Origin of the sequence: Pseudomonas sp. 3-2, assembly GCF_019710535.1 — a bacterium.
GTDB lineage: Bacteria > Pseudomonadota > Gammaproteobacteria > Pseudomonadales > Pseudomonadaceae > Aquipseudomonas > Aquipseudomonas pharyngis.
This window is the reverse complement of sequence record NZ_CP081200.1, coordinates 2,669,183-2,692,659: the sequence shown is the minus strand read 5'-3', so window position 1 is coordinate 2,692,659 and position 23,477 is coordinate 2,669,183. Positions and strand designations below refer to the sequence as shown.

Sequence of the window (23,477 nt, the reverse complement as noted above, 5' to 3'; positions counted from 1 at the left end):
CCAGGAACCTCTAAGATGCGCCAATGTTACCCGCTTGGCGAATTCGACGATGATACAGATCAGTGCCCTGCCCGCCTTCACCGACAACTACATCTGGTTGTTACAGGATCATGCCACCCAGCGTTGCGCGGTGGTCGATCCGGGGGATGCCGCCCCCGTGCAGGCGTGGCTCGACGCGCATCCGGGCTGGGTGCTCGGCGACATCCTCATCACTCACCATCACCACGACCATGTCGGCGGCGTCGAGACGCTGAAAAAGGCCACCGGTGCCACGGTCTACGGACCGGCCAGCGAAAGTATTCCGGGGCGCGACGTGGCCCTCAAGGACAACGACACGGTGCGCGTACTCGGCTGGGACTTCGACGTCCATGCCGTGCCCGGCCACACCCTGGGACACATCGCCTACTACCATCATGGCCTGCTGTTCTGTGGCGACACCCTGTTCGCTGCCGGCTGCGGCCGTTTGTTCGAAGGCACGCCGCAACAGATGTACCAGTCGTTGAGCCGTCTGGCGGCGCTGCCGGAAGACACCCTGGTCTACTGCACCCACGAGTACACCCTGAGCAACCTGAAATTCGCCGCCGCCGTGGAGCCGGGCAACCGGGACATCGCCGCCCGTCTGGAAAAAGTCAGCCAGCAACGTGCGAATGGCGTGATGACGCTGCCCTCGACCCTTGCGCTGGAAAAGCTCACAAACCCGTTTTTGCGCACCGGTGAAATATTGGTTACACAAAAAGTGGACGAACGGAACGGCCCTCAAAACCGGGCGCCGAGTGAGGTTTTTGCGGCTCTGCGGGCATGGAAAGATACGTTCTAAGTGGCTCCCTGCCTGGTACAAAAATTCTGAATGGTTGACCGCAGGGGGTGCGCTTTCTAGAATCGCCCGACATTTTTGCCCGGAACTTACTTCCAGCCAATGTCGTCATCCATACGTAAGTCCGTCAATTCAGATGCATTGACCCGCCTGGCGCAGGCCATCGCGGTGGCTGTGTCCGCCACACTGGCGGGCTGTTCCAGCCATGCTCCGCAGACTGAAGCGACACATACGCCGAACATTGCTGCGCGAGCCAAGCAGAAGCCCATCTGGTTGTCGGAAAAGCCCAGCCCGCAGGTGCCTCAGGACATCTGGGAACGCATGCGCGGCGGCTTCCAGCTGCAGGAAGGTCTGGGCGTGAACCCGCGCATCGAGCAACAGCGCCTGTGGTTCGCCAGTAACCCTTCCTTCCTCGAGAACGCCGGCGAACGCGGCAGCCTCTACATTCATTACATCGTCGAGCGCCTCGAAGAACGCAACATGCCGCTGGAACTGGCGCTGCTGCCGGTCATCGAAAGCGCCTACAACCCGATGGCCTATTCCCGGGCCGACGCGGTGGGCCTCTGGCAGTTCATCCCGTCCACCGGGCGCTATTTCAACCTGCGTCAGACCCGTTTCTACGATGGCCGTCGCGACATTACTGCCTCGACCACGGCAGCGATGGACTACCTGACCCGCCTGCACGACATGTTCAACGGTGACTGGTTGCTGGCACTGGCCGCGTACAACGCCGGCGAAGGCACGGTCAGCCGCGCCATCGAGCGCAACGAAAAGCTGGGCCTGCCGACCGACTACTGGAACCTGCCGCTGCCAGCGGAAACCCAAGCCTACGTGCCGAAACTGCTGGCGCTCTCGCAAGTGGTCCTGACGCCTGAAGCCTATGGCGTGAACCTCAACCCGATCGCCAACGAACCGTATTTCCAGGTCGTCGAAATCAATCAGCGCATGGACCTGTCCAAGGTCGCGGCGGTGGCCAACATCGACGAAGACGAGCTGTTCCAGCTCAACCCCGCCTTCAAGCAGCGCACCACCATCGACGGCCCGCAGCACCTGCTGGTGCCGACCTCGAAGGCGCAGCTGCTGACCGCCAGCCTGCAGACCATGCGCCCTGACGAACTGATCAGCCCGCGCTCGCTTAAACCGGTGTTCGAAGGCGCCGATCCGAGCGAGATCGCCCAGGCCAAGCGTGCCTATCGGGTCAAGCGTGGCGACAACCTCGGCTCCATCGCCAAGGCCAACAAGGTCGAGGTCAAGGACCTGCAACGCTGGAACAAGCTCACCGGCAAGAACCTCAAGGTCGGCCAGACCCTGGTCATGCAGGACACCAGCAAGCGCACGCCGGCGCGCAGCAGTGGAGGGCGCATCAACACGGTCATCGCGGCCAACAGCAAGACCAGCAGCAAGACCAGAGAAAAGGACGACGGTAAACAGACCCAGTACAAGGTTAAACGCGGCGACACGCTGTACGTGGTAGCCAAGCGTTTCAACGTCGAGATGCAGCACCTCAAGCGCTGGAACCCGGGCGCCGGCAAGGCGCTCAAGCCTGGGCAGATGCTCACGGTCTACCAGCCGCACTGACCAGGAGCCCCTGAATTTCAGGGGCTTTTTTTCGCCTGGATCAAAAGCCTTCCCTCACCCTAGCCCTCTCCCGGAGGGAGAGGGGACCGATCCGGGGATATTGGAGATCTACGCCGACTTGAACGACTTGCTTTGAATCCATAATCGACTCGGTTTTTCAGGTCGATGTATCACGCAAGACATCGCCGTCAGTTCCCTCTCCCTCCGGGAGAGGGCTAGGGTGAGGGGCTCTTGGCCTTGCCGATTAACCCCACATTAACCTCTGTCTTTTTCCTGTCCATACAAGCTGTTACTGTACGGCCCACAAAGCCCAAGCCGCCTGGATCGGATCTGACTTGAAGCGTCCCCTCCTCCTGCTCCTGATCAGCCTGGCCTTGAGCTCCCCCGTCAGCGCGACGATCACCGAAAGCCACGGTTATGCGCAGTTCGGCACGCTCAAGTACCCGGCCAGATTTACCCACTTCGACTGGGTCAACCCGCAAGCGCCCAAGGGCGGTACGTTGCGGGTGATGGCGTTTGGCACCTTCGATACGCTCAACCCCTACACGTTCAAGGGCACCAGCCCGGTCACCACGGCGAATTTCCTGCAATACGGCATCAACGAGTTGAACGAGCCGCTGATGGTCGGCACCGGGCAATACGCGCCGTCCGGTGACGAACCGGCGTCCAGTTACGGTTTGATCGCCCAGTCGGTGGAGTACAGCGAAGATCGCAGCTGGGTGGTGTTCAACCTGCGCCCGCAAGCGCGCTTCCACGACGGCACGCCGATCACCGCTTACGATGTGGCGTTCTCCTACCGCTTGCTGCTCAAGGAGGGTCATCCCCTGTACCGCACCGCCCTTCAGGAAGTGCTGCGCGTCGACATCCTCAACCCGCAGCGCATCCGGTTTGTGCTTAAGCGCAGCGGCAATCCGTTGCTGATCCTGCGTCTGGGCGAATTGCCGGTGCTGCCCCAGCATTACTGGAAGGGCCGCGACTTCAAGGCCACCACCTTCGAGCCCCCACTGGGCAGCGGGCCGTACCGCATCACCTCGGTCACACCGGGCCGGCAGTTGATTTTCGAGCGGGTCAAGGACTACTGGGGCAAGGACCTGCCAGTCAATCGCGGCAAATACAACTTCGATCGCATGGAAGTCGAGTTCTACCGCGACAGCGATGTGGCCTTCGAAGCGTTCAAGGCCGGCGAGTTCGACATCTATATCGAGCATCAGGCGAAGAACTGGGCCAATGGCTACAACTTCCCGGCCGTGCGCCGTGGCGACGTGATCAAGGCGCAGATCCCGCACCAGATCCCGACCCAGAGCCAGGGTCTGTTCATGAACACCCGGCGCGCGACCTTCGCTGACGTCAAGACCCGCGAAGCCCTCGGCCTGATGTTCGACTTCGAGTGGACCAACCGCGCCTTGTTCAGCGAGGCCTACAAGCGCACCACCAGCTACTACCCCAACAGCGAGTTCAGCGCCGTCGGCATGCCGGTCGGCCATGAATGGCTGATGCTCAAGCCGTACAAGGATCAACTGCCGGCGCGTCTGTTCACCGAACCGTTCACGCTGCCGCAGACCGACGGGCGCGGCATCCCCCGGGAAACCATGCGTAAAGCCCTGGCGTTGCTGGCTGACGCCGGCTGGAAGCTCAACGGCCAGCGCCTGCAGAACGCCGCCGGCCAGCCGCTGCGCTTCGAGCTAATGCTGGTCAATCCCAGCCTGGAGCGTCTCTATCAGCCGTACATCGAGAACCTCAACAGTATCGGCATCGAGGCGCGCCTGCGCACCGTCGATCGCGCGCAGTACAAACAGCGCCTCGATCAATTTGATTTCGACATGATCTCGATGACGCTAGGCCAGACCTTAAGCCCGGGCCTGGAACAATGGCAGTACTTCCACTCCAGCCAGGTAAACGTCAAGGGCAGCAAGAATTACGCGGGCATCGCCAATCCGGTGGTCGATCATCTGCTTGAACACTTGCTCGCCGCGCAAACCCGCGACGAACAAGTCGCCGCCGGCAAGGCGCTGGACCGCGTGCTGCTCTGGCAGCACTACAGCATTCCCAACTGGTACCTCAATTATCACCGTCTGGCGTACCGCAACCGGTTCGCCTTCGTCACCACGCCGCCCTACACCCTGGGCCTGAGCGCGTGGTGGCTGAAATCTTCGGAGAAAGATCGATGAAGCCTATCCGCGCCCTGCTTGTGCAGGCCAGCGGTCTGCTGTTCGCCGGGCTGGCTTGTGCCGCCCCGCAACACGCCGTGACCCTGTACAACGAGCCGCCGAAATACCCCGCCGACTTCAAACACTTCGATTACGTGAACCCCGACGCACCCAAGGGCGGAATCTTCCGCCAGGCCGGCTTCGGCGGCTTCGACAGCCTCAATCCTTTCATCAGCAAAGGCGTGCCGGCGGACGATATCGGGCTGATCTACGACACCCTGGCCAAACAGGGCCTGGACGAGCCATTCACCGAATACGGCCTGATCGCCAGCAAGATCGAAAAGGCCCCGGACAACAGCTGGGTGCGCTTCTACCTGCGTCCCGAAGCGAAGTTTCACGACGGCCACCCGGTACGCGCCGACGACGTGGTGTTCAGCTTCCAGACCCTGACCAAGGAAGGCGCGCCGATGTATCGCGGTTACTACGCCGACGTTGAGGAGGTAATCGCCGAAGATCCGCTCAAGGTGCTGTTCAAGTTCAAGCACACCAACAACCGCGAACTGCCGCTGATCCTCGGCCAGTTGCCGGTGCTGCCCAAACATTGGTGGGCCGAGCGCGATTTCAACAAGGGCAACCTGGAAATTCCTCTTGGCAGCGGCCCGTACAAGGTCACCCAAGTGAAGGCCGGGCGTTCGGTGCGTTACGAGCGGGTCAAGGACTACTGGGGCAAGGATTTGCCGGTCAATCGCGGTTTCTACAACTTCGACGTAATGACTACCGACTATTACCGCGACAACACCGTCGCACTGGAAGCGTTGAAAGCCGGGCAGTTCGATTACTGGCTGGAAATGGCCGCGAAAAACTGGGCCAATGCCTACAACGTGCCAGCAGTGACCGAAGGGCGGCTGATCAAGGAACAGATTGCCAACAGCAACCCGACCGGCATGCAGGGCTTCGTCTTCAATCTGCGCCGTCCGGTGTTTCAGGACGTGCGGGTACGCCAGGCCCTCGGCCTGCTGTTCGACTTCGAATGGACCAACAAGCAATTGTTCAACGGCGCTTATGCGCGCACCCGCAGCTACTTTGAAAACTCGGAAATGGCCGCCACCGGCCTGCCGGATGCAGAACAGGTGGCAATCCTCGATCCGTTCCGCAGCCAGCTGCCGGCGCAGGTGTTCAGCGAAGCCTTCGAGAATCCGAAAACCGACGCCAGCGGCATGATCCGCACGCAACAGCGCGAGGCGTATCAGCTGCTGCAAGAGGCCGGCTGGAAAATCGTCGACGACAAAATGGTCGACGCCACTGGCAAACCGGTAGCCATCGAATTCCTGCTGGCGCAAACCGAATTCGAGCGTGTGTTGTTGCCGTTCAAGCGCAACCTCAGCGATCTGGGCATCGATCTGGTGATTCGCCGCGTCGACGTCTCGCAATACGTCAATCGCGTGCGTTCGCGGGATTTCGACATGATCGTCGGCAGCTTCCCGCAGTCCAACTCGCCGGGTAACGAACAGCGCGAGTTCTGGATGAGCGCCGCCGCCGACAAGTCCAGCAGCCGCAATTCAATGGGCCTCAAGGACCCGGTGGTCGACCATCTGGTGGAAAACCTGATAAACGCCGATTCGCGCAAAAGCCTGGTGGCCCACGCCCGCGCTCTGGACCGTGTGCTGCAATGGGGCTACTACGTGATCCCCAACTGGCACATCAAGACCTGGCGCGTGGCGTACTGGAACCACATCGGCCACCCGAAAGTCTCCCCCAAGTACGACATCGGCATTAACACCTGGTGGGTCAAACCCGATGCGAAACCTGCGGTAGAAGTCGAAACCCAACTGCAAGCCGACCCTGTGGGCACGGAGTAATCAGATGCTGGCGTACATTTTTCGGCGACTGCTGCTGATCATCCCGACCCTGTTCGGCATTTTGCTGATCAACTTCGTGATCATCCAGGCCGCGCCCGGCGGGCCGGTGGAGCAGATGATCGCCAAGCTCGAAGGTTTCGAAGGCGCCACCAGCCGCATCGCCGGCGGCGGTGCCGAAGTGTCGGTGGCCGGCTCCTCCTATCGTGGTGCGCAGGGCCTGGACCCGGCGCTGATCAAGGAAATCGAGAAGATGTACGGGTTCGACAAGTCGGCCCCGGAACGTCTGTGGATCATGGTCAAGAACTACGCCCGGCTGGATTTCGGCGACAGTTTCTTTCGCGATGCCAAGGTCATCGACCTGATCAAGGAAAAGATGCCGGTGTCGATCTCCCTCGGGCTGTGGAGCACGCTGATCATGTACCTGGTGTCGATCCCGCTGGGGATCGCCAAGGCCACGCGGCACGGCAGCCATTTCGACGTCTGGACCAGTTCGGCGATCATCGTCGGCTATGCGATTCCGGCGTTCCTGTTTGCGATTTTGCTGATCGTGGTGTTTGCTGGCGGCAGTTATCTGGACTGGTTTCCTTTACGCGGCCTGACCTCGAACAACTTCGACGAGCTGAGCCTGGGCGGCAAGATCCTCGATTATTTCTGGCACCTGGCGCTGCCGGTGACGGCGCTGGTGATCGGCAACTTCGCGACCATGACCCTGTTGACCAAAAACAGCTTCCTCGACGAAATCAACAAGCAGTACGTGGTCACCGCCAAGGCCAAGGGCCTGACCCGCCACCGCGTGCTCTACGGCCATGTGTTCCGCAATGCGATGCTGCTGGTGATCGCCGGTTTCCCCTCGGCATTCATCGGCATATTCTTCACCGGCTCGTTGCTGGTGGAAGTGATCTTCTCCCTCGACGGCCTCGGCCTGATGAGTTTCGAAGCGGCGATCAACCGCGATTACCCGGTGGTGTTCGGCACCCTGTTCATCTTCACCCTGCTGGGGCTGGTGGTGAAACTGATCGGCGACCTCACTTACACCCTGGTCGATCCGCGCATCGACTTTGCCAGCCGGGAGCATTGAGATGAACCTGTCCCCTCTCAACCGCCGGCGCTTCGAACTGTTCAAGGCCAACAAGCGTGGCTGGTGGTCGTTGTGGCTGTTTCTGATCCTGTTCGGCCTGAGCCTCGGTGCCGAGCTGATCGCCAACGACAAGCCGCTGGTGGTGCACTACGACAACAACTGGTACTTCCCGGCGATCAAGCGCTACCCGGAAACCACCTTCGGCGGCGAATTCCCGCTGGAAGCCAACTACAAGAGCCCGTACATCCGCGAACTGCTCAAGGCCAAGGATGCGTGGGTGCTGTGGGCGCCGATTCCGTTCAGTTACCAGAGCATCAACTACGACCTGAAAGTCCCGGCCCCCGCACCGCCGTCGGCGGACAACCTGCTGGGCACCGACGATCAGGGCCGCGATGTACTGGCGCGGGTCATCTACGGCTTCCGGGTGTCGGTGCTGTTCGCCCTGACGCTGACCGTGCTCAGCTCGATCATCGGCGTGATCGCCGGCGCCTTGCAGGGCTTCTATGGCGGCTGGGTCGATCTGGCCGGCCAACGTTTCCTGGAGATCTGGTCGGGGTTGCCGGTGCTGTACCTGCTGATCATTCTTGCCAGTTTCGTCCAGCCGAACTTCTGGTGGCTGCTGGGGATCATGCTGCTGTTCTCGTGGATGAGCCTGGTGGACGTGGTGCGCGCCGAGTTCCTGCGCGGGCGTAACCTCGAATACGTGCGCGCAGCCCGGGCGCTGGGCATGCAGAACGGCGCGATCATGTTCCGCCACATCCTGCCCAACGCGATGGTTTCGACCATGACCTTCATGCCGTTCATCCTGACCGGCGCCATCGGCACCCTCACCGCCCTGGACTTCCTCGGTTTCGGCTTGCCCGCCGGCAGTCCGTCGCTGGGTGAACTGGTGGCCCAGGGCAAATCCAACCTGCAGGCGCCGTGGCTGGGCATGAGCGCGTTTGCGGTATTGGCGCTGATGTTGAGTTTGCTGGTGTTCATCGGCGAGTCCGCTCGCGATGCCTTCGACCCGAGGAAGTGACATGAATCAGGACAATCTGATCGAAATCCGCGACCTGGCCGTCGAATTCGGCATCGGTGATCGCGTGCAACGGGTGGTCGAAGGCGTGAGTTTCGATATCAAGCGCGGCGAAACCCTGGCGCTGGTCGGCGAAAGCGGCTCGGGCAAGTCGGTGACGGCGCACTCGATCCTGCGCCTGCTGCCCTACCCGCTGGCGCGGCATCCGGCCGGCAGCATCACCTATTCCGGGCAGAACCTGCTGGAGCTGAGCGAAAAGACCATCCGTCACATTCGTGGCAACCGGATCGCGATGATCTTTCAGGAGCCGATGACCTCGCTCAACCCGCTGCACTCGATCGAGAAGCAGATCAACGAGGTGCTGGGCATCCACAAGGGCCTGACCGGCAAGGTCGCGACCAAGCGCACGCTGGAGCTGCTGGAGATGGTCGGCATCCCCGAGCCGCACAAGCGCCTCAAGGCCCTGCCCCACGAATTGTCCGGCGGCCAGCGCCAGCGGGTGATGATTGCGATGGCCCTGGCCAACGAGCCGGAACTGCTGATTGCCGACGAACCGACCACTGCGCTGGACGTGACCGTTCAGCTGAAAATCCTCGACCTGCTCAAAGAATTGCAGGCCCGATTGGGCATGGCGCTGTTACTGATCAGTCACGATTTGAACCTCGTGCGAAGAATTGCGCATCGTGTATGTGTCATGCAGCGCGGTTGCATCGTCGAACAGGCATCGTGCGCAGAGCTGTTCCGTTCGCCGCAGCATCCGTACACTCGGGAACTGCTTGGCGCGGAGCCCAGCGGAGGCCCGGCGAGCAATAAAATCGGGGCGCCGCTGCTTGAAGTCGAGGATCTGAAAGTCTGGTTCCCGATCAAGAAAGGCCTGCTCAAGCGCACGGTGGATCACGTCAAGGCAGTGGACGGCATCAATTTCAGCCTGCCTCAGGGTCAGACCCTGGGAATCGTGGGGGAAAGCGGTTCCGGCAAATCCACCCTGGGTCTGGCGATCCTGCGGTTGATCGGCAGCCAGGGCGGGATCCGTTTTGAGGGCAAGCAGCTAGACTGCCTGACGCAGAGCGAGGTCCGGCCGCTGCGCCGGGAGATGCAGGTGGTGTTTCAGGACCCGTTCGGCAGCCTGAGCCCGCGGATGTGCGTGAATGACATCGTTGGCGAAGGCCTGCGGATCCACAGGATGGGCACCGCCGCCGAGCAGGAAGCGGCGATTATTGCGGCATTGAAGGAGGTAGGTCTGGATCCGGAAACCCGGCACCGCTACCCCCACGAATTTTCCGGTGGGCAGCGGCAGCGTATCGCCATTGCCCGGGCCCTGGTGCTCAAACCGGCGCTGATCCTGCTGGACGAGCCGACCTCGGCCCTCGACCGGACGGTGCAGCGGCAAGTGGTGGAGCTGTTGCGTTCACTGCAAGCCAAGTACAACCTGACGTATTTGTTCATCAGCCATGACCTGGCTGTTGTGAAAGCGCTGAGCCACCAGCTGATGGTGGTCAAGCATGGCCAAGTGGTCGAACAGGGAGACGCGCAAAGTATCTTTGCCGCCCCCCAACATCCGTATACACAGCAGTTGCTGGAGGCCGCTTTCCTGGCACCAGCCACTGCGCAATAACCTGAAAGAGGAGCAACACATGGGTTTTCTCGCCGGTAAGCGCGTACTGATCGTCGGTGTCGCCAGCAAGCTGTCCATCGCATCCGGCATCGCTGCCGCCATGCATCGCGAGGGCGCTGAGCTTGCCTTCACTTATCAGAACGACAAACTGAAAGGTCGCGTAGAAGAGTTCGCACAGGGCTGGGGTTCGAGCCCTGAGCTGTGCTTCCCGTGCGACGTGGCCAGCGATGAAGAAATCGCCAAGGTCTTCGAAGAACTGAGCAAGAAGTGGGACGGCCTGGACTGCATCGTGCACTCCGTCGGCTTCGCCCCGGGCGACCAACTGGACGGCGACTTCACCGAAGCCACCACCCGTGAAGGCTTCCGCATCGCTCACGACATCAGCGCCTACAGCTTCGTGGCCCTGGCCAAAGCCGGTCGCGAAATGATGAAAGGCCGCAACGGCAGCCTGCTGACCCTGTCCTACCTGGGCGCCGAGCGCACCATGCCGAACTACAACGTGATGGGCATGGCCAAGGCGTCGCTGGAAGCCGGCGTGCGTTACCTCGCCGGCTCCCTGGGCCCGGACGGCACCCGCGTCAACTGCGTATCGGCCGGCCCGATACGCACCCTGGCGGCTTCCGGCATCAAGAACTTCCGCAAGATGCTGGCCGCCAACGAAGCGCAAACTCCGCTGCGCCGCAACGTCACCATCGAAGAAGTCGGCAACGCCGGCGCCTTCCTGTGCTCCGACCTGGCGTCGGGCATCAGCGGTGAAATCATGTACGTGGACGGCGGTTTCAACACCACCGCCATGGGCAACATCGAAGAGTAATCTTCGGCTAGCCGCTAAAAAACCCGCCAGTTCTGGCGGGTTTTTTTGCTCGCGGGTCCCCTTCATCCCACGAAACCCAACACCTGCGCCGGCGGTTTACCCGCAGGATCAATCTCGTCAGCAGCAGCGATGATTCTCCCTGTATTGCTCTGGACGATGCAGTCATTCATGCGCCACCCCTCCAACCTGGCAACGCCTCCAACCCCGAAGTTATCATCGAGTTTACCGTCTTCCAGAATACGCAGAAGGGTCAGCACAAGGTCGGAACGCACCCCCACAATGATGCTTCCATCTGGTGGAACGACCACGTTTTGAATAGTCACGAAGCGTCCATTAATGTCGGTCCACAGTACTTGGCCATTGTTGAAACGGGGATCGGGCGTTCCATCATTCTGCAAGCGTACAGTTGCGACGCTAATTCCTTCGGCAGAGTGTACGGATGCCGCAAAGGTTATTCCGTGACGCGATACGCCTATGTTGTTAAATAAACTGAATCCCTCAGAAATCTTGTACAGACCGCCTGTTGCAAACCCTTTGTCCAACTTTCCGCTTTCGTCATAACTAGCCAGAACACTTTTGGCTTCTGATTCATTGCCGGTGGAGTTATCGAGCGATCCACTGACTATGAACCCTCCCTGCAGCTTCGGCTTGATGCTCTCGATACTCGAGTAGCGTGCGTTGTCGAATATGATCTTAACTTCGCCATTTCCACCGAATGTATCGTCAAGATCGCCATTAGGGAGATAGCAGCGGATGGTTCCACTCCCCTTAACGGGAGCTCCTGTTCCATCATGCAGAATGTGGCTTTGACCCAACAGGACACGCCCATCGGAGAGGGCACAACCCTTTGCTTCGTGAGTTGTCACACTTTGCCCAGGGTCAAGTGGAATGTCGGGAAAGATTTTCGTGCCAAAGACCAGATTCTGACTGCCGTGCTCATTGAACTTCGTGACTGCAGCTAACCGGTTAAAGCCATCGCCAGTGCTACCGATAGCAACGATACCGTCATCGTCTTGAATGGCAAGTTGACGCGAAGCGGAATATTTTGGCCCATATTGCCAAGGTGGATTCGCGAATGAAGGGTCGATAGAACCATCGCCGTAGGCCCGAATCAGCTTCAATCCGTCTCCCGAATCATGAACATAAACAATACGTCCAGTTTTTGTCTCCACCACGGAGCCGCAACTGCCTGGTCCGATATGAATGACTCCATTTTTGGCAAAAGTTGGATCCAGATCACCAGCATTGCGATGTGTTTTGGCCAGGGTTGACATGGGGTTTTCCTCTGATTGTCAATATTCTCCGCCCTGAGAAAAAACAACCAGTCTTCCCGACTCCGGCAGAATGTCTTTTACAGCGCCCACGCTAACGCCTGATAACAGATAAAGACACTGTCAGGACTGACAGTTGACTTTCATCAGAAAGGCTTTTCGCTTTCGATCTGCAGACATTTGCTGAACATTATTCGCAGCGGCAAGTTGCGGCAGCTGTATCGCTGGATGATCAATCGCATGCCGCCCGGTGCGATCGAACAGACGCACGCCCAAGGCCTGCTCCAGATTGCGGATCTGCGCGCTGACAGCTGATTGCGCCAGGCCGACATGCAGACCGGCCGCCGCAAACGTGCCATGCCGTGCCACCGCCAGAAAGGTTTTCAGTTCACGCAGCATGGGCGTCTAGACTGATCGAAATAATTTGAGCTCGGCGCAAAAACTATCGTCTTTCAATCGAAAAGCACGGCGCTAGACTCAGTTCATCCCAACCGTTGAAATACGCCTGCTGTGGGAGCGAGCTTGCTCGCTATGAGGTCAGCACTAGCAACGCTTCAACGCCTGCTTGTGCTCATACATTGCCGCATCCGCATCCGCCAGCAACTTATCCACGGTGTCATGGCGCTGCGGGTTGTATTCGATCTGGCCGACGCTGAAGCGAATCGCGTAGCCGCGGTGCAACGTGGCATTGCGCTCTTCGAGGATTTCCTTGAGTCGCGCCATGATCGCCGTCGTTTCGACATGGCTTGAGCCGGTCAGCAACGCCACGAACTCATCACCGCCTAGCCGTCCCACCACATCGCTCTCGCGAAAGGCGATGCGCAGCACATCGGCGAAAGTCTTGAGCGCGCTGTCGCCCTCGGCATGGCCGTAAAGGTCGTTGATCTGCTTGAAGTCATTGAGGTCGAAAAACAGCAGCGTTGCCGGTTTTTCCAGCCGTGCGCAGGCGTCCAGCGCGTGCTGGGCCAGCATCTTGAAGCCGCGACGGTTGGACAGAAGCGTCAGCTCGTCCATGCTCGCCATCTGCACGGCCATCAGTTCCTGCTCGGCCATGCCGGCCAGATCGCGCAACAGGGCACGCTCCTCTTCGTCGAGATCGCGGGGTTTGGTGTCGATCAGGCACAAAGTGCCCATCTTGTTGCCGCTGGGTACGGTCAGCGGATAACCGGCGTAAAACCGGATGTTCGGCTCCCCGGTAACCAAAGGGTTGTCGTGGAAACGCTCGTCCTCTCGGGCGTCAGGTACCAGCATGAGCTCGTCCCTGAGAATCGCATGGCCACAGAATGAAACAGAGCGTGGCGTTTCGGTCGTGTCCAGACCCACGCAGGACTTGAACCATTGCCGCTCCTTGTCCACCAGCGTGACCAGCGCGATCGGCACGTTGAACAGCCGCTTGGCCAGTCGCGTCAGCCGGTCGAAGCGCTCTTCCGGTGCGGAATCGAGCAATTTCAAATCATGCAGCACTTGAACTCGGACAGCTTCATTGGCGGGTTTGCCGGGTACCAGCATCACACACTCCTTTGTCGTCGATGCAGTTGAGCGTAGCCCGAATCAGCGATGACTCAACCTCTCATTCGCCGGCCACCGGACACGGCCCGCCTGCATCGGCCCAAAGCTTGAACTGGGTCACGAAGATATCGTGCGGCACCGGCACCGGCGCGCGCCCTGCCCCGGGACTCCAGCCCCAGAGCACCAGTTTGTCCTCGCTGACGTGTTTGATCAGCGCGGCGAAATCGCGGTCACCGTTGCTGGCGCGGTCCTTGATCATTGCGCACAAACGATCCGGCGGCAGACCGATCCAGGCCATTTTGTGCGCGGCCGGCGGCAGGCTCCAGTGCGGCGCACCCGGTGGCGCGTGAGGGCCGTAACTGGCCGGCGGATTGCTTTCGGCGTGGCAGGTGGCGCAGGGCAAACCGGCGGCGCCCTTGCCGTCCATGCCGCGCACCACGTTCATCGCGTGGGGGATGCCGGCGTCGAACTGCAACGGCGAATCACCGGGAATGTGGCAGTTCTGGCAGCGCGGGCTCTGGAAGACTTTCTGCACCGTGCCGAAAGCTTTCAAGGCGTCCTGATCGTCGGCAAACAGATCCGAGGCGTAACCGCCCAGCCCAAGCAGAATCACCGTGCCCAACAACAGATGTCGTTTCATCTCACACCCCCGACATTTGCAGTGGCAGTTCCCGCAGGCGCTGCCCGGTCAGGGCGAACACTGCGTTGGCCACCGCCGGCGCCGTGGGCGGCACACCCGCCTCGCCGATGCCGCCGGGCTTCTCGCTGCTCGGCACGATGTGCACCTCGACCAGCGGCATTTCATTGAGCCGCAACACCTGATAGTCGTGATAGTTGGACTGAACGACATGGCCGTCCTTGAGCGTCAGTTTGCTGTGCAGCGCCATGCCCAGGCCGAAGGTGATGCACGACTCCATCTGCGCCGCGATGCTCTGCGGGTTGACCGCAATCCCGCAGTCCACCGCGCACACCACCCGATGCACGCGGATCGCCAGATTGTCCTGGGACACTTCCGCCACCTGCGCCACGTAACTGCCGAACGACTCATGCACCGCCACGCCCAGCGCATGGCCGTCCGGCAGCGGGGCTTTCCAGTTGGCCTTCTCCACCGCCAGGTTCAACACGCCGAGATGCCGGGCGTGATCCTTGAGCAGCGTTCGTCGGTACTCCACCGGGTCCTTGCCCGCCGCCGTGGCCATTTCATCGATAAGCGACTCCATGACAAACGCGGTGTGGCTATGGCCCACCGAACGCAGCCAGAGCACGTTGATGCCGGTGGTCGGCGAATGCAGGTCGACCTGATGATGGGCCAGGCCCTTGATGTACGGGCTGTCGGAAACGCCTTCGACCGAGGTCTGGTCGACGCCGTTCTTGACCATGGTTTTCTCGAGCATGGTGCCGGCCATGATCGACTGCCCGACCAGCACGTGCTGCCAGGCCAGCGGCAGGCCGTCGGCGCCGAGGCCGATCTTCGCCTGATGCAGAAACATCGAGCGGTAGTAACCACCGCGAATATCGTCTTCGCGCGACCACACGGTTTTCACCGGCATCGCAGCAGCCTTGGCCACTTGCACCGCTTCGGCGACAAAGTCCGAGGTCGGGTTGGCTCGGCGACCAAAACCGCCACCGAGAAATTCGGTGTGGATCTCCACCTGCTCCGGCTTGAGCCCGGTGATTTTGCCGGCGACCATCTGGTCCAGCGTCTGGAACTGGGTGCCAGTCCAGATCTCGCATTTGTCGGCGCTGATCTTCACCGTGCAGTTGAGCGGTTCCATCGGCGCATGAGCCAGGTACGGCACGCTGTATTCGACGTCGATTTTCTTCGCTGCCTTGCCGAAATTGCCCTTGGCATCGCCGGCCTGCGCCGCCGAGGTGCCCGGTGTGGCCGCCAGTTTGCGGAAACTCGCCAACAGCTTTTCACTGCTCAGATCAGCGTTCGGCCCCAGATCCCAATCGACCTTCAGCGCATCGCGACCGAGTTTCGCCGCCCAGTAATGCTCGGCGACCACCGCCACACCGGTCGGCACTTGCACCACTTTGTGCACGCCGGGAATCGCCAACGCCTCAGCGCCTTCGAAGGATTTCACCGTGGCGCCGAACGCCGGCGCTCGGGCAACCATCGCGGTCATCAATCCGTCGAACTGCACGTCCATGCCGAATTTGGCGCGACCGGTGATTTTTTCCGGGGTGTCGAGGCGTTTGGTGGGTTTGCCGATGACTTTCCAGTCCTTGGCTTCTTTAAAGGTGATCGACTTCGGATCCGGCACCGGCAGTTGACCGGCGGCGTCCGCCAGCTCGCCGTAGGTGGCGCGGTTATCGCCGGCAATCACCACGCCGGCTTCGGTGCGAATCGTCGACGGCGCCACGTTGAAGCGCTTGGCCGCCGCCTCGATCAGCATCTGCCGGGCGGTGGCGCCGGCGAGGCGGTAACGGTCGAACTCCATCCAGGTTGAAGTGGAGCCGCCGGTAATCTGCATTCCGCCAAAACCGGGCATGCCGTAATCCGCCGCCGAGGCTGGCGAGTGCTCAACGCGAATCTTCGACCAGTCGGCGTCCAGCTCTTCGGCGATCAACATGGTCAGGCCGGTCCAGATGCCCTGGCCCATTTCCGAATGGCCGAGCAGCACGGTGACGCTGTTATCTGCCGCTATGCGCAGGAACGCGTTCGGCGCAAACACCTTGCCTTCATTCTCGGCCGCCATGGCAAAGCGGTTGCCGCCAGGCACCACGAACGCCACCACCAGACCACCGCCAAGCACGGCGCTGCCCTTGAGAAATCCGCGACGGGATACTGGACTGTTCATCACCCACCTCCCTTCGTTCAGCCGATGTCGGCAGCACGTTTGACCGCCGCGCGGATTCTTGGATAGGTGCCGCAGCGGCAGATGTTGCCGGAGAGCGCCTGATCGATATCGCTGTCGGTGGGTTTGGGAATTTTCGCCAGCAATGCGGCGGCGGACATGATCTGCCCGGACTGGCAGTAGCCGCATTGCACCACGTCCAGTTCGGCCCAGGCCTGCTGCACCGGGTGCAAACCGTCGCTGGACAGGCCTTCGATGGTGAGGATTTTCTGGCCATGGGCGACAGCCGTGGCCGGGGTGATACACGAGCGCAGCGGTGCGCCATCGACGTGCACGGTGCAGGCACCGCACTGGGCCATGCCGCAGCCGAATTTGGTACCGGTCAGGTGCGCGACATCGCGCAGGACCCAGAGCAACGGCATGTCCGCGGGGACATCGAGCTCCTGATCCTTGCCATTGATGTTCAAGGTCAGCATCGGGGATTTCCTCAGACTCACGGTGTTCTGAAGGGCGCTGCTACGGCCATCGTTGGCGGTGCGCGCCTCGGCTTATCCCTTTCAGCTAAGCGCATTTTGACCCGACGACCAGCCGCCGCGACCACCGGTCATCCGGCACCGTTCGGAAAATCATCGATCAGGGTGTCGTTTTTGCTCCTACAGTTGATACCGCTTGTCACCGCAAGAACTGCCCTTTCACACTTTCCAGGAGTCGCGAACATGGGATTTGTCACAACGAAAGACGGCGTCGAAATCTTCTACAAGGACTGGGGGCCCAAGGACGCCCCGGTCATTCACTTCCACCACGGCTGGCCGCTGAGCGCGGACGACTGGGATGCGCAGATGCTGTTCTTCCTGGCGCAGGGATTCAGGGTCGTGGCCCATGATCGACGGGGCCACGGACGTTCGAGCCAGGTCTGGGACGGCCACGACATGGATCACTACGCCGATGATGTGGCGGCGGTGGTCAATCATCTGGGGACGCAGAAAGCCGTGCATGTGGGCCACTCCACCGGTGGCGGCGAAGTGATTCACTACATCGCCCGGCATGGCGAGGATCGGGTATCGAAAGCCGCGATCATCAGCGCCGTGCCGCCGCTGATGGTGAAAACCGAGAGCAACCCCGGCGGCCTGCCCAAATCAGTGTTCGACGATCTTCAGGCGCAACTGGCAGCCAATCGTGCGCAGTTCTATCGCGACGTGCCCAGTGGGCCGTTCTACGGCTACAACCGCCCCGGCGCCAATCCATCCGAAGGGATCATTGCGAACTGGTGGCGCCAAGGCATGATCGGCAGCGCCAAAGCTCACTACGACGGCATCGTTGCCTTTTCCCAGACCGACTTCACCGCTGATCTTAAAAGCATCTCGATCCCGGTGCTGGTGATGCACGGCGACGATGACCAGATCGTGCCTTATGAAAACGCCGGCGTGCTGTCGGCGAAACTGCTGAAAAACAGCACGCTGAAGATCTATCCGGGCTTCCCCCACGGGATGCCGACCACCGAGGCTGCGACGATCAACGCGGATTTGCTGGCGTTCATTCGCGGCTGATCATATCCGCCGGGGTCAGGCGCCCTGCCTGACCCCGGCTATTCTTCGGTTCGCCCCGTTCTGTCGCGATCGCGCACGTAGTGTCTGGCCAATGGAAAGGCCGGTAACCAAGACTCGCGACGCACCGTCCACAGCTCGTACGTGGGCTGGCATTGATCCGGTGCATCCAGCGCGCCGAGATTGACCTCGACTTCATCGCCACTGCGGCCGAACACCGACGAGCCACAGCGCGGGCAGAAATGTCGCCCCGCGTAGTCATGGGTCTCGCCGCTGATCGTTACCGCCGTCTCGGGAAAGATCGCCGACGCGGCAAACAGCGCGCCCTGGTGTTTGCGGCAGTCAAGACAATGGCAAACGCCAACCCTGTAGGGTCGCCCTGACGCCTCGATCCGCACTTCGCCGCACAGACAACCGCCGGTCAATCGGTCCATGGGACACCTCCGCCTGAAAATGGAATATCCGGTGAGTGAAAATAGCAGCCCATTGGGGGAACGCTTACAATCGTGGCCCATTAACACTATCCAGGCAGACCAGTCCTTTCATGGCGCTCGATCCTCTCACGATGCTCACCATTTCCACCGCCCTGGCCGCGGCGGCCGCCCTGTATCTGGCGGTCGAATGGCGCAGTATCCGCGAATCTTCCCTGCTGCTCTGGAGCGCCGGTTTCGCCACCATCACCGTCGGCTCTAGCCTGGCCCTGCTGCGCGCCAACGGCTATCCGCTGATCGGCATCTGGTTCGCCAACGGCTTGCTGGTGGTCGCGCACTGGCTGTTTCTGCTCGGGGTCGCGCGGTTTACGCAGCGACGGTTGTCGCGGGCCTGGTACTTGATGTTCCTGCTCTGGCTTTCGTTGCTGCTGTTACCGGAAGACCCGTCGTGGTCGAAGATCATGCTGATGGCCAACTCGCTGCTGGTGGCCGCATCGATGCTGCGGGCCAGCCTCTTGCTGCGCCCTCATGGCAAGTCGTTGAGCGTCGGCGCGGTGCAGTTGCGTTATGTGTTGCTGATCCACGGCGCGTTCTATTTCACCAAGGCGATCATCGCGGTGATTCCAGGCACGCTGATCGATCTGGCGTCGCTGCGCGGCGAGATCATTCAGATTTCCCTGGTAGAGGGCGCGATGGCGATCATGCTGATCGCGCTGTCGATGACCGGCACCGAGCGCTACCGGCGGGAAAAACAGATTGCCGAACTGGCCGCCCGGGACCCGCTGACCGCGCTGTACAACCGCCGCGCCCTGGAAGTCCGCGCACCGCGCCTGCTCGACGAAGTCTCCAGCGCCCGCCCGGGCGCGCTGCTGCTGATCGACATCGACAATTTCAAACTGATCAACGACCTGTACGGCCACACCGCCGGCGACCGGTTGCTCATCGCCCTTAGCGAAATGATCCGCGCGGTGCTGCCCAAAGGCGCACTGGCGGCGCGGTTGGGCGGTGACGAATTCGTGATGCTGCTGGGCGATGCGTCCCACGCCCAGATCATGGATCTGGGCTGTGCGCTGCGTAAGCAGTTTCAGCAGATGACTTCCCAGAGCTACACCACCCCGCAGGCCGTCACCCTGAGCATCGGCGCCAAAGTGTTCGATCAGCCGCCGGCCAGCCTCGCAGCGTTGATCGAACAGGGTGACAGCGCGCTCTACGAATCCAAGCGCGGCGGTCGCAACCGGATTCAACTGGCCGACTACACCTGACCTATCCTTGCCTGCATCCCGTGATCCCGGAGTCCGTCATGTCCTCGCCTGAATCCACCCTGCTCCAGAGCTGGCACCACAACGCCCGGGCCTGGACCGAAGCCGTGCGCAGCGGCGCCATCGAGAGTCGCCGGCAGGTGACCGATCAGGCCATGTTGCTGGCGGTGATGGGGCGCCAGCCGGAGCGCGTGCTCGATCTCGGATGCGGTGAGGGCTGGCTGTTGCGGGCGCTGGCCGAGCGAGGATTGGAGGCGGTCGGCGTAGACGGCGATGTGACGCTGGTCGAGGCCGCGCGAGTGGCCGGTTCATCGCCCGTGCAGGTCGCCAGCTACGAAGACTTGGTTGAGGCGAAGGTCGACATTGGCCGCGATTACGACCTGATCTGCGCCAATTTTTCCCTGCTGCATCAGGACATCATTCCGCTGCTCGCGGCGATGCATGCACTGCTCGTGCCGGGCGGTGCGTTGGTGATCCAGACGCTGCATCCGTGGTCGGCGGCCGCCGGTGATTATCAGGATGGCTGGCGGGAAGAAACCTTCGACGGGTTCAAAGGCCAGTGGCAGCCGATGCCATGGTATTTCCGCACCCTGTCCAGTTGGCTGAATGCGCTGGACATGGCCGGCCTGCAGTTGACCGGCCTGCGCGAACCGCAACATCCGCAAAGCCCGGTGCCGCAATCGTTGCTGATGATTGCCGAGCGTCGCGGGTAAACCCTGGAGCCTCGGCTTGATTCGCAGCAATTGACCATTCGGCCCGTTGCGCTGCCAGCCGACCACAGACTGACTACGCTATTAAACCAGCGTGTCCAACCTGCCGAGGATGACTGCCATGCAACGCTTTCAAAAGCTGACGCCGTGCCTGTGGTTCGACGATCAGGCGGAAGCGGCGGCGAAGTTTTACTGCTCGATCTTCGATCATTCGAAAATCACCGCCCTCACCCACTACAGCAAGGTCGGCCAGGAATTCCATGGCCGCCCGGAAGGCTCGGTGATGACCGTCAGTTTCGAACTCGACGGCCAGACCTTCACCGGGCTCAACGGCGGCCCGGTGTTTACGTTCAACGAGGCGATTTCGTTTCAGGTCAACTGCCAGAACCAGGAGGAAGTCGACCATTTCTGGGGTAACCTCAGCGCCGGCGGGCCGGTGCAAGCGCAGCAATGCGGCTGGCTCAAGGACAAGTTCGGCGTGTCGTGGCAGATCGTGCCGGTGGCGTTCATGCACATGATGACCGACCCCGACCAGACCAAAGCCCAACGGGCAATGCAGGCCATGTTCGGGATGAAAAAACTCGACATCGCCGAACTCGAACGAGCCTTCGCCGGCCAGAGCTAATACACTCGGGCACTGGCCTGCCGAGAACCCCAACAATGAAACACGCTGCCGCCAAAAACTCCGAACAAGCCCCGCGCTTCTGGCGCGACGACGCCCTGCCCTTCATCGAAGCGCGGGCGATCGCCGACGGGCGTGAGGTCTGCTATTCACGACACTCCCACGCGCACTTTTCCATCGGCGCGATCACCGCCGGGCGCAGCACCTATGTGCATGAGCAATCCTCGTTCGAGGTGGCGGCCGGCACGGTGGTGCTGATGAATCCGGGGGACGTGCACGCGTGCAACCCGATCGATGATCAGCCGTGGTCGTATTTGATGTTGTACGTGGAAACGCCGTGGCTGACCGATCTGCAGCATCAGTTGGGGTTCAGCGCGGAGCTCGAATTTCGGCGGTTTTCCGATACCCATTTGAATGACGCCCACCTGTATCGCGACTTGAATGGGTTGTACGGCGTGTTGGTCGACGATCAGCAAGACGTGCTGCGCAAACAGAGCGCCGCCGTGGAGTTTTTCAGCGAGCTGCAACTGCGCCTGAACCCCATCGAACAACCCATCCGCGAACCGAATTTCAAACTCGAACGTGCCGCCGACTTCATCCGCCAGCACTGCACCGACCTGCTCAGCCTCGACGACATCTGCGCCGCTGCCGAACTGTCACCGTCGTACCTGATCCGTGCTTTCAAACAGCACTTCGGCATGACGCCCCATGCGTTTTTGGTCAACCAGCGCATCCAGTTCGCCCGCGAGCGTCTGCGGCGCGGGCAGTTGATTGCGGATGTGGCGCTAGAGGCGGGGTTTGCCGATCAGGCGCATTTTCAGCGGGCGTTCAAGCAGCATTTGGCGGCTACGCCGGGGCAGTATCGGGGGTGAGAACCGTGCAGCTTCAATGCTGTTCTCGCTCCCGTGAATCAGACAACAAACTCGAAATTGTCCACGATAAGGTTGTCTCTCAAAGTACCGGCAATCTCGACGGTTCTGATCCCGGGCACAGTGAAGAGCATTTGTGCCGTCGCTGGAATATTAAGCAGTTGCATGGGTCTGGTTTCCAGCAAATTACCGTTACCGTCGTAACTGTAAGCCGTAGCGGGACGCAGCGTGGACGTGTACCAGAAGCTGACCCGAGAGTAAGTTGACTTGAGCCGAAACTGCGTGCGCTCCGTGGACTGATTATTGGGACTGATAAAAACGAAATGCCCTGAAATCGGCGGCATCGGGTAATTGTAAGTACCGATCGCCACGGCACCAGGCCCTGTAAACGAGATAGTCATGGTCGGGCAATCAATGATTTGCCCGGGTTGAACAATCACTTGCTGTGGCACTGTTTCGAAGTTCTCGCCCAACGCCTGCTGGCTGACCGTCAACCTCCACTCGGAGGTCGGCAACGAACTGGCATTTGCGCGCAGTTGGTAGTGATGCCCCCCCAGAGCTAGACCCTGAAACTGCTCGACGAATGCACCACTGGCATTGAATTGACTGTTCGGCTTACTCACAACAACGTTATTGTCGAGTATCTCGAATGGACTATGGGGCACGCCATCCCGACTTATCAGCTCAATGCCCGTGGATGAAGTTTGTCCCCCGTTCAAAATAGGGGTTCCACCGGGATAAGTAGTGCACCCGGCGAAGCTTGGAGTCTGGCTTGTCATGGAAACGCTCCTTGTTGGCAGGTAGGCCGACGCAGCATTGACCACATTCGACATATGCCATCGAACACCCACCGGCCAGAGTCACGCTACTGTCAACTCTGACAGTAGCGATGAGTGGTCATGGTGGTTCATCCGCTTTTCCAGACAGAAAAAAACGGCCTGCAGGCCGTTTCTTGTTCAACGCATCAGACAGTCGACTCCGCTGTCACCTCCAGATTATCCAGCGCCCGATTCACCGCCAGCTCCCCCAGCATGATCAGTTGCGCAATCCCCAGCAGCACATGCCGATGCGAGCCGTCCACCAAGCCGGCGAAGTCGGTGGCCATGGTTTTGGCCGAGGTCAGGGTTTCGCAGGCGTCGGCCAGCAGTTCTTCGCTGTCGATGCCGGGGGCGATGAGGTAGCGGGTGTTGGGTTTGAGCAGCGGTTTTCGGGGGAGCAGCGGATTGAGGTAGTGATCGAGGGCGCATTCGGCGGCTTCGTGGAATTTCTTGGAATCGAGGGTTTCGTAGGGCGAAGTCGGGTCGGTTTCAGGCGGGTTTGGCGTTGGTTTGATCATGGTAAAACTCCCTGATTGATGGAGCTGCCACGATTCGCTGCGAAACGAAGGGAGGTGACAGCTGTACGCGGGTTCGCAGACCGGGAATCAAGGAACCCGGCATACCCGAAGGTATCCCGCGCACAACCGCCATTACGCGATCAGCCAAAAAAGCTGAACGGAAACGACGCTCTGGGCGCCTTGATTGATCCGGGCTGCGAAA

The 23,477-nt window shown here is 60.7% G+C and carries 21 protein-coding genes and 1 pseudogene; 13 read left to right on the top strand and 9 right to left on the bottom strand.

Annotation, left to right across the window (positions count from 1 at the left end):
* Nucleotides 1-49: 49 nt before the first annotated feature.
* From gloB to fabI, 8 genes are all read left to right on the top strand, one after another.
* Complete coding sequence (gloB, locus tag K3819_RS12290) at nucleotides 50-817, top strand: hydroxyacylglutathione hydrolase (RefSeq protein ID WP_221399402.1); 768 nt, start codon at nucleotides 50-52, stop codon at nucleotides 815-817.
* Nucleotides 818-916: 99 nt separating this feature from the next.
* Nucleotides 917-2,392, top strand: coding sequence for a transglycosylase SLT domain-containing protein (locus tag K3819_RS12285; protein ID WP_064595503.1), 1,476 nt, complete (start codon nucleotides 917-919; stop codon nucleotides 2,390-2,392).
* 335 nt (nucleotides 2,393-2,727) lie between these two features.
* Nucleotides 2,728-4,560: an extracellular solute-binding protein gene (locus K3819_RS12280; RefSeq protein WP_221399401.1), complete on the top strand. Its 1,833-nt coding sequence runs from the start codon at nucleotides 2,728-2,730 to the stop codon at nucleotides 4,558-4,560.
* A complete protein-coding gene (locus K3819_RS12275; RefSeq protein ID WP_064595499.1) occupies nucleotides 4,557-6,398 on the top strand; it encodes an extracellular solute-binding protein in 1,842 nt (613 codons plus the stop codon). The genes K3819_RS12280 and K3819_RS12275 overlap by 4 nt, the downstream gene beginning before the upstream one ends.
* A gap of 4 nt (nucleotides 6,399-6,402) precedes the next feature.
* On the top strand, nucleotides 6,403-7,476 hold the full coding sequence (locus K3819_RS12270) for a microcin C ABC transporter permease YejB (protein WP_039770815.1): 1,074 nt from the start codon (nucleotides 6,403-6,405) through the stop codon (nucleotides 7,474-7,476).
* 1 nt (nucleotide 7,477) lies between these two features.
* Nucleotides 7,478-8,497 carry an ABC transporter permease gene (locus K3819_RS12265; RefSeq protein ID WP_007956945.1) on the top strand — a complete coding sequence of 340 codons (1,020 nt, stop codon included), beginning with the start codon at nucleotides 7,478-7,480 and terminating at the stop codon, nucleotides 8,495-8,497.
* A 1-nt stretch (nucleotide 8,498) separates the two neighbouring features.
* Complete coding sequence (locus K3819_RS12260) at nucleotides 8,499-10,109, top strand: ABC transporter ATP-binding protein (RefSeq protein WP_221399400.1); 1,611 nt, start codon at nucleotides 8,499-8,501, stop codon at nucleotides 10,107-10,109.
* A 19-nt stretch (nucleotides 10,110-10,128) separates the two neighbouring features.
* Nucleotides 10,129-10,923, top strand: a complete 795-nt coding sequence (gene fabI / locus K3819_RS12255; protein WP_003202751.1) for an enoyl-ACP reductase FabI — start codon at nucleotides 10,129-10,131, stop codon at nucleotides 10,921-10,923.
* Nucleotides 10,924-10,985: 62 nt separating this feature from the next.
* Here the strand turns inward: fabI and K3819_RS12250 are convergent, their stop codons facing one another.
* The 6 genes and pseudogenes from K3819_RS12250 to K3819_RS12225 all read right to left on the bottom strand — a co-directional run bounded on the left by K3819_RS12250 (nucleotide 10,986) and on the right by K3819_RS12225 (nucleotide 16,980).
* Nucleotides 10,986-12,197 carry a hypothetical protein gene (locus K3819_RS12250; protein WP_143492978.1) on the bottom strand — a complete coding sequence of 404 codons (1,212 nt, stop codon included), beginning with the start codon at nucleotides 12,195-12,197 and terminating at the stop codon, nucleotides 10,986-10,988.
* A gap of 213 nt (nucleotides 12,198-12,410) precedes the next feature.
* A pseudogene (locus tag K3819_RS12245) lies at nucleotides 12,411-12,593 on the bottom strand (LysR family transcriptional regulator); the annotation flags it as partial.
* A 144-nt stretch (nucleotides 12,594-12,737) separates the two neighbouring features.
* Nucleotides 12,738-13,703, bottom strand: coding sequence for a sensor domain-containing diguanylate cyclase (locus K3819_RS12240; protein WP_064595489.1), 966 nt, complete (start codon nucleotides 13,701-13,703; stop codon nucleotides 12,738-12,740).
* 61 nt (nucleotides 13,704-13,764) lie between these two features.
* Nucleotides 13,765-14,343 carry a hypothetical protein gene (locus K3819_RS12235; protein ID WP_085613065.1) on the bottom strand — a complete coding sequence of 193 codons (579 nt, stop codon included), beginning with the start codon at nucleotides 14,341-14,343 and terminating at the stop codon, nucleotides 13,765-13,767.
* A gap of 1 nt (nucleotide 14,344) precedes the next feature.
* Nucleotides 14,345-16,507, bottom strand: a complete 2,163-nt coding sequence (locus K3819_RS12230; protein WP_064595483.1) for a xanthine dehydrogenase family protein molybdopterin-binding subunit — start codon at nucleotides 16,505-16,507, stop codon at nucleotides 14,345-14,347.
* Between the two features lie 17 nt (nucleotides 16,508-16,524).
* Complete coding sequence (locus K3819_RS12225) at nucleotides 16,525-16,980, bottom strand: (2Fe-2S)-binding protein (RefSeq protein WP_085613064.1); 456 nt, start codon at nucleotides 16,978-16,980, stop codon at nucleotides 16,525-16,527.
* Between the two features lie 240 nt (nucleotides 16,981-17,220).
* Between K3819_RS12225 and K3819_RS12220 the strand changes: the two genes are divergently transcribed.
* Nucleotides 17,221-18,051: an alpha/beta fold hydrolase gene (locus K3819_RS12220; RefSeq protein ID WP_221399399.1), complete on the top strand. Its 831-nt coding sequence runs from the start codon at nucleotides 17,221-17,223 to the stop codon at nucleotides 18,049-18,051.
* Between the two features lie 38 nt (nucleotides 18,052-18,089).
* Here K3819_RS12220 and K3819_RS12215 read toward each other — a convergent pair whose 3' ends face one another.
* Entirely contained in the window at nucleotides 18,090-18,482 is a 393-nt protein-coding gene (locus K3819_RS12215) for a GFA family protein (RefSeq protein WP_221399398.1), read from the bottom strand.
* Nucleotides 18,483-18,592: 110 nt separating this feature from the next.
* Between K3819_RS12215 and K3819_RS12210 the strand changes: the two genes are divergently transcribed.
* From K3819_RS12210 to K3819_RS12195, 4 genes are all read left to right on the top strand, one after another.
* Entirely contained in the window at nucleotides 18,593-19,741 is a 1,149-nt protein-coding gene (locus K3819_RS12210) for a GGDEF domain-containing protein (protein ID WP_085613061.1), read from the top strand.
* Between the two features lie 38 nt (nucleotides 19,742-19,779).
* Nucleotides 19,780-20,451 carry a bifunctional 2-polyprenyl-6-hydroxyphenol methylase/3-demethylubiquinol 3-O-methyltransferase UbiG gene (locus tag K3819_RS12205; RefSeq protein WP_221399397.1) on the top strand — a complete coding sequence of 224 codons (672 nt, stop codon included), beginning with the start codon at nucleotides 19,780-19,782 and terminating at the stop codon, nucleotides 20,449-20,451.
* A gap of 118 nt (nucleotides 20,452-20,569) precedes the next feature.
* Nucleotides 20,570-21,073 (top strand): VOC family protein, encoded by a 504-nt coding sequence (locus K3819_RS12200; protein ID WP_085613056.1) that lies wholly within the window; start codon nucleotides 20,570-20,572, stop codon nucleotides 21,071-21,073.
* Between the two features lie 35 nt (nucleotides 21,074-21,108).
* Nucleotides 21,109-21,942, top strand: coding sequence for an AraC family transcriptional regulator (locus K3819_RS12195; RefSeq protein ID WP_221399396.1), 834 nt, complete (start codon nucleotides 21,109-21,111; stop codon nucleotides 21,940-21,942).
* A 38-nt stretch (nucleotides 21,943-21,980) separates the two neighbouring features.
* Here the strand turns inward: K3819_RS12195 and K3819_RS12190 are convergent, their stop codons facing one another.
* Nucleotides 21,981-22,718 (bottom strand): hypothetical protein, encoded by a 738-nt coding sequence (locus K3819_RS12190; RefSeq protein WP_085613054.1) that lies wholly within the window; start codon nucleotides 22,716-22,718, stop codon nucleotides 21,981-21,983.
* A 185-nt stretch (nucleotides 22,719-22,903) separates the two neighbouring features.
* Entirely contained in the window at nucleotides 22,904-23,275 is a 372-nt protein-coding gene (locus tag K3819_RS12185; RefSeq protein WP_085613053.1) for a DUF6124 family protein, read from the bottom strand.
* Between the last annotated feature and the right edge of the window lie 202 nt (nucleotides 23,276-23,477).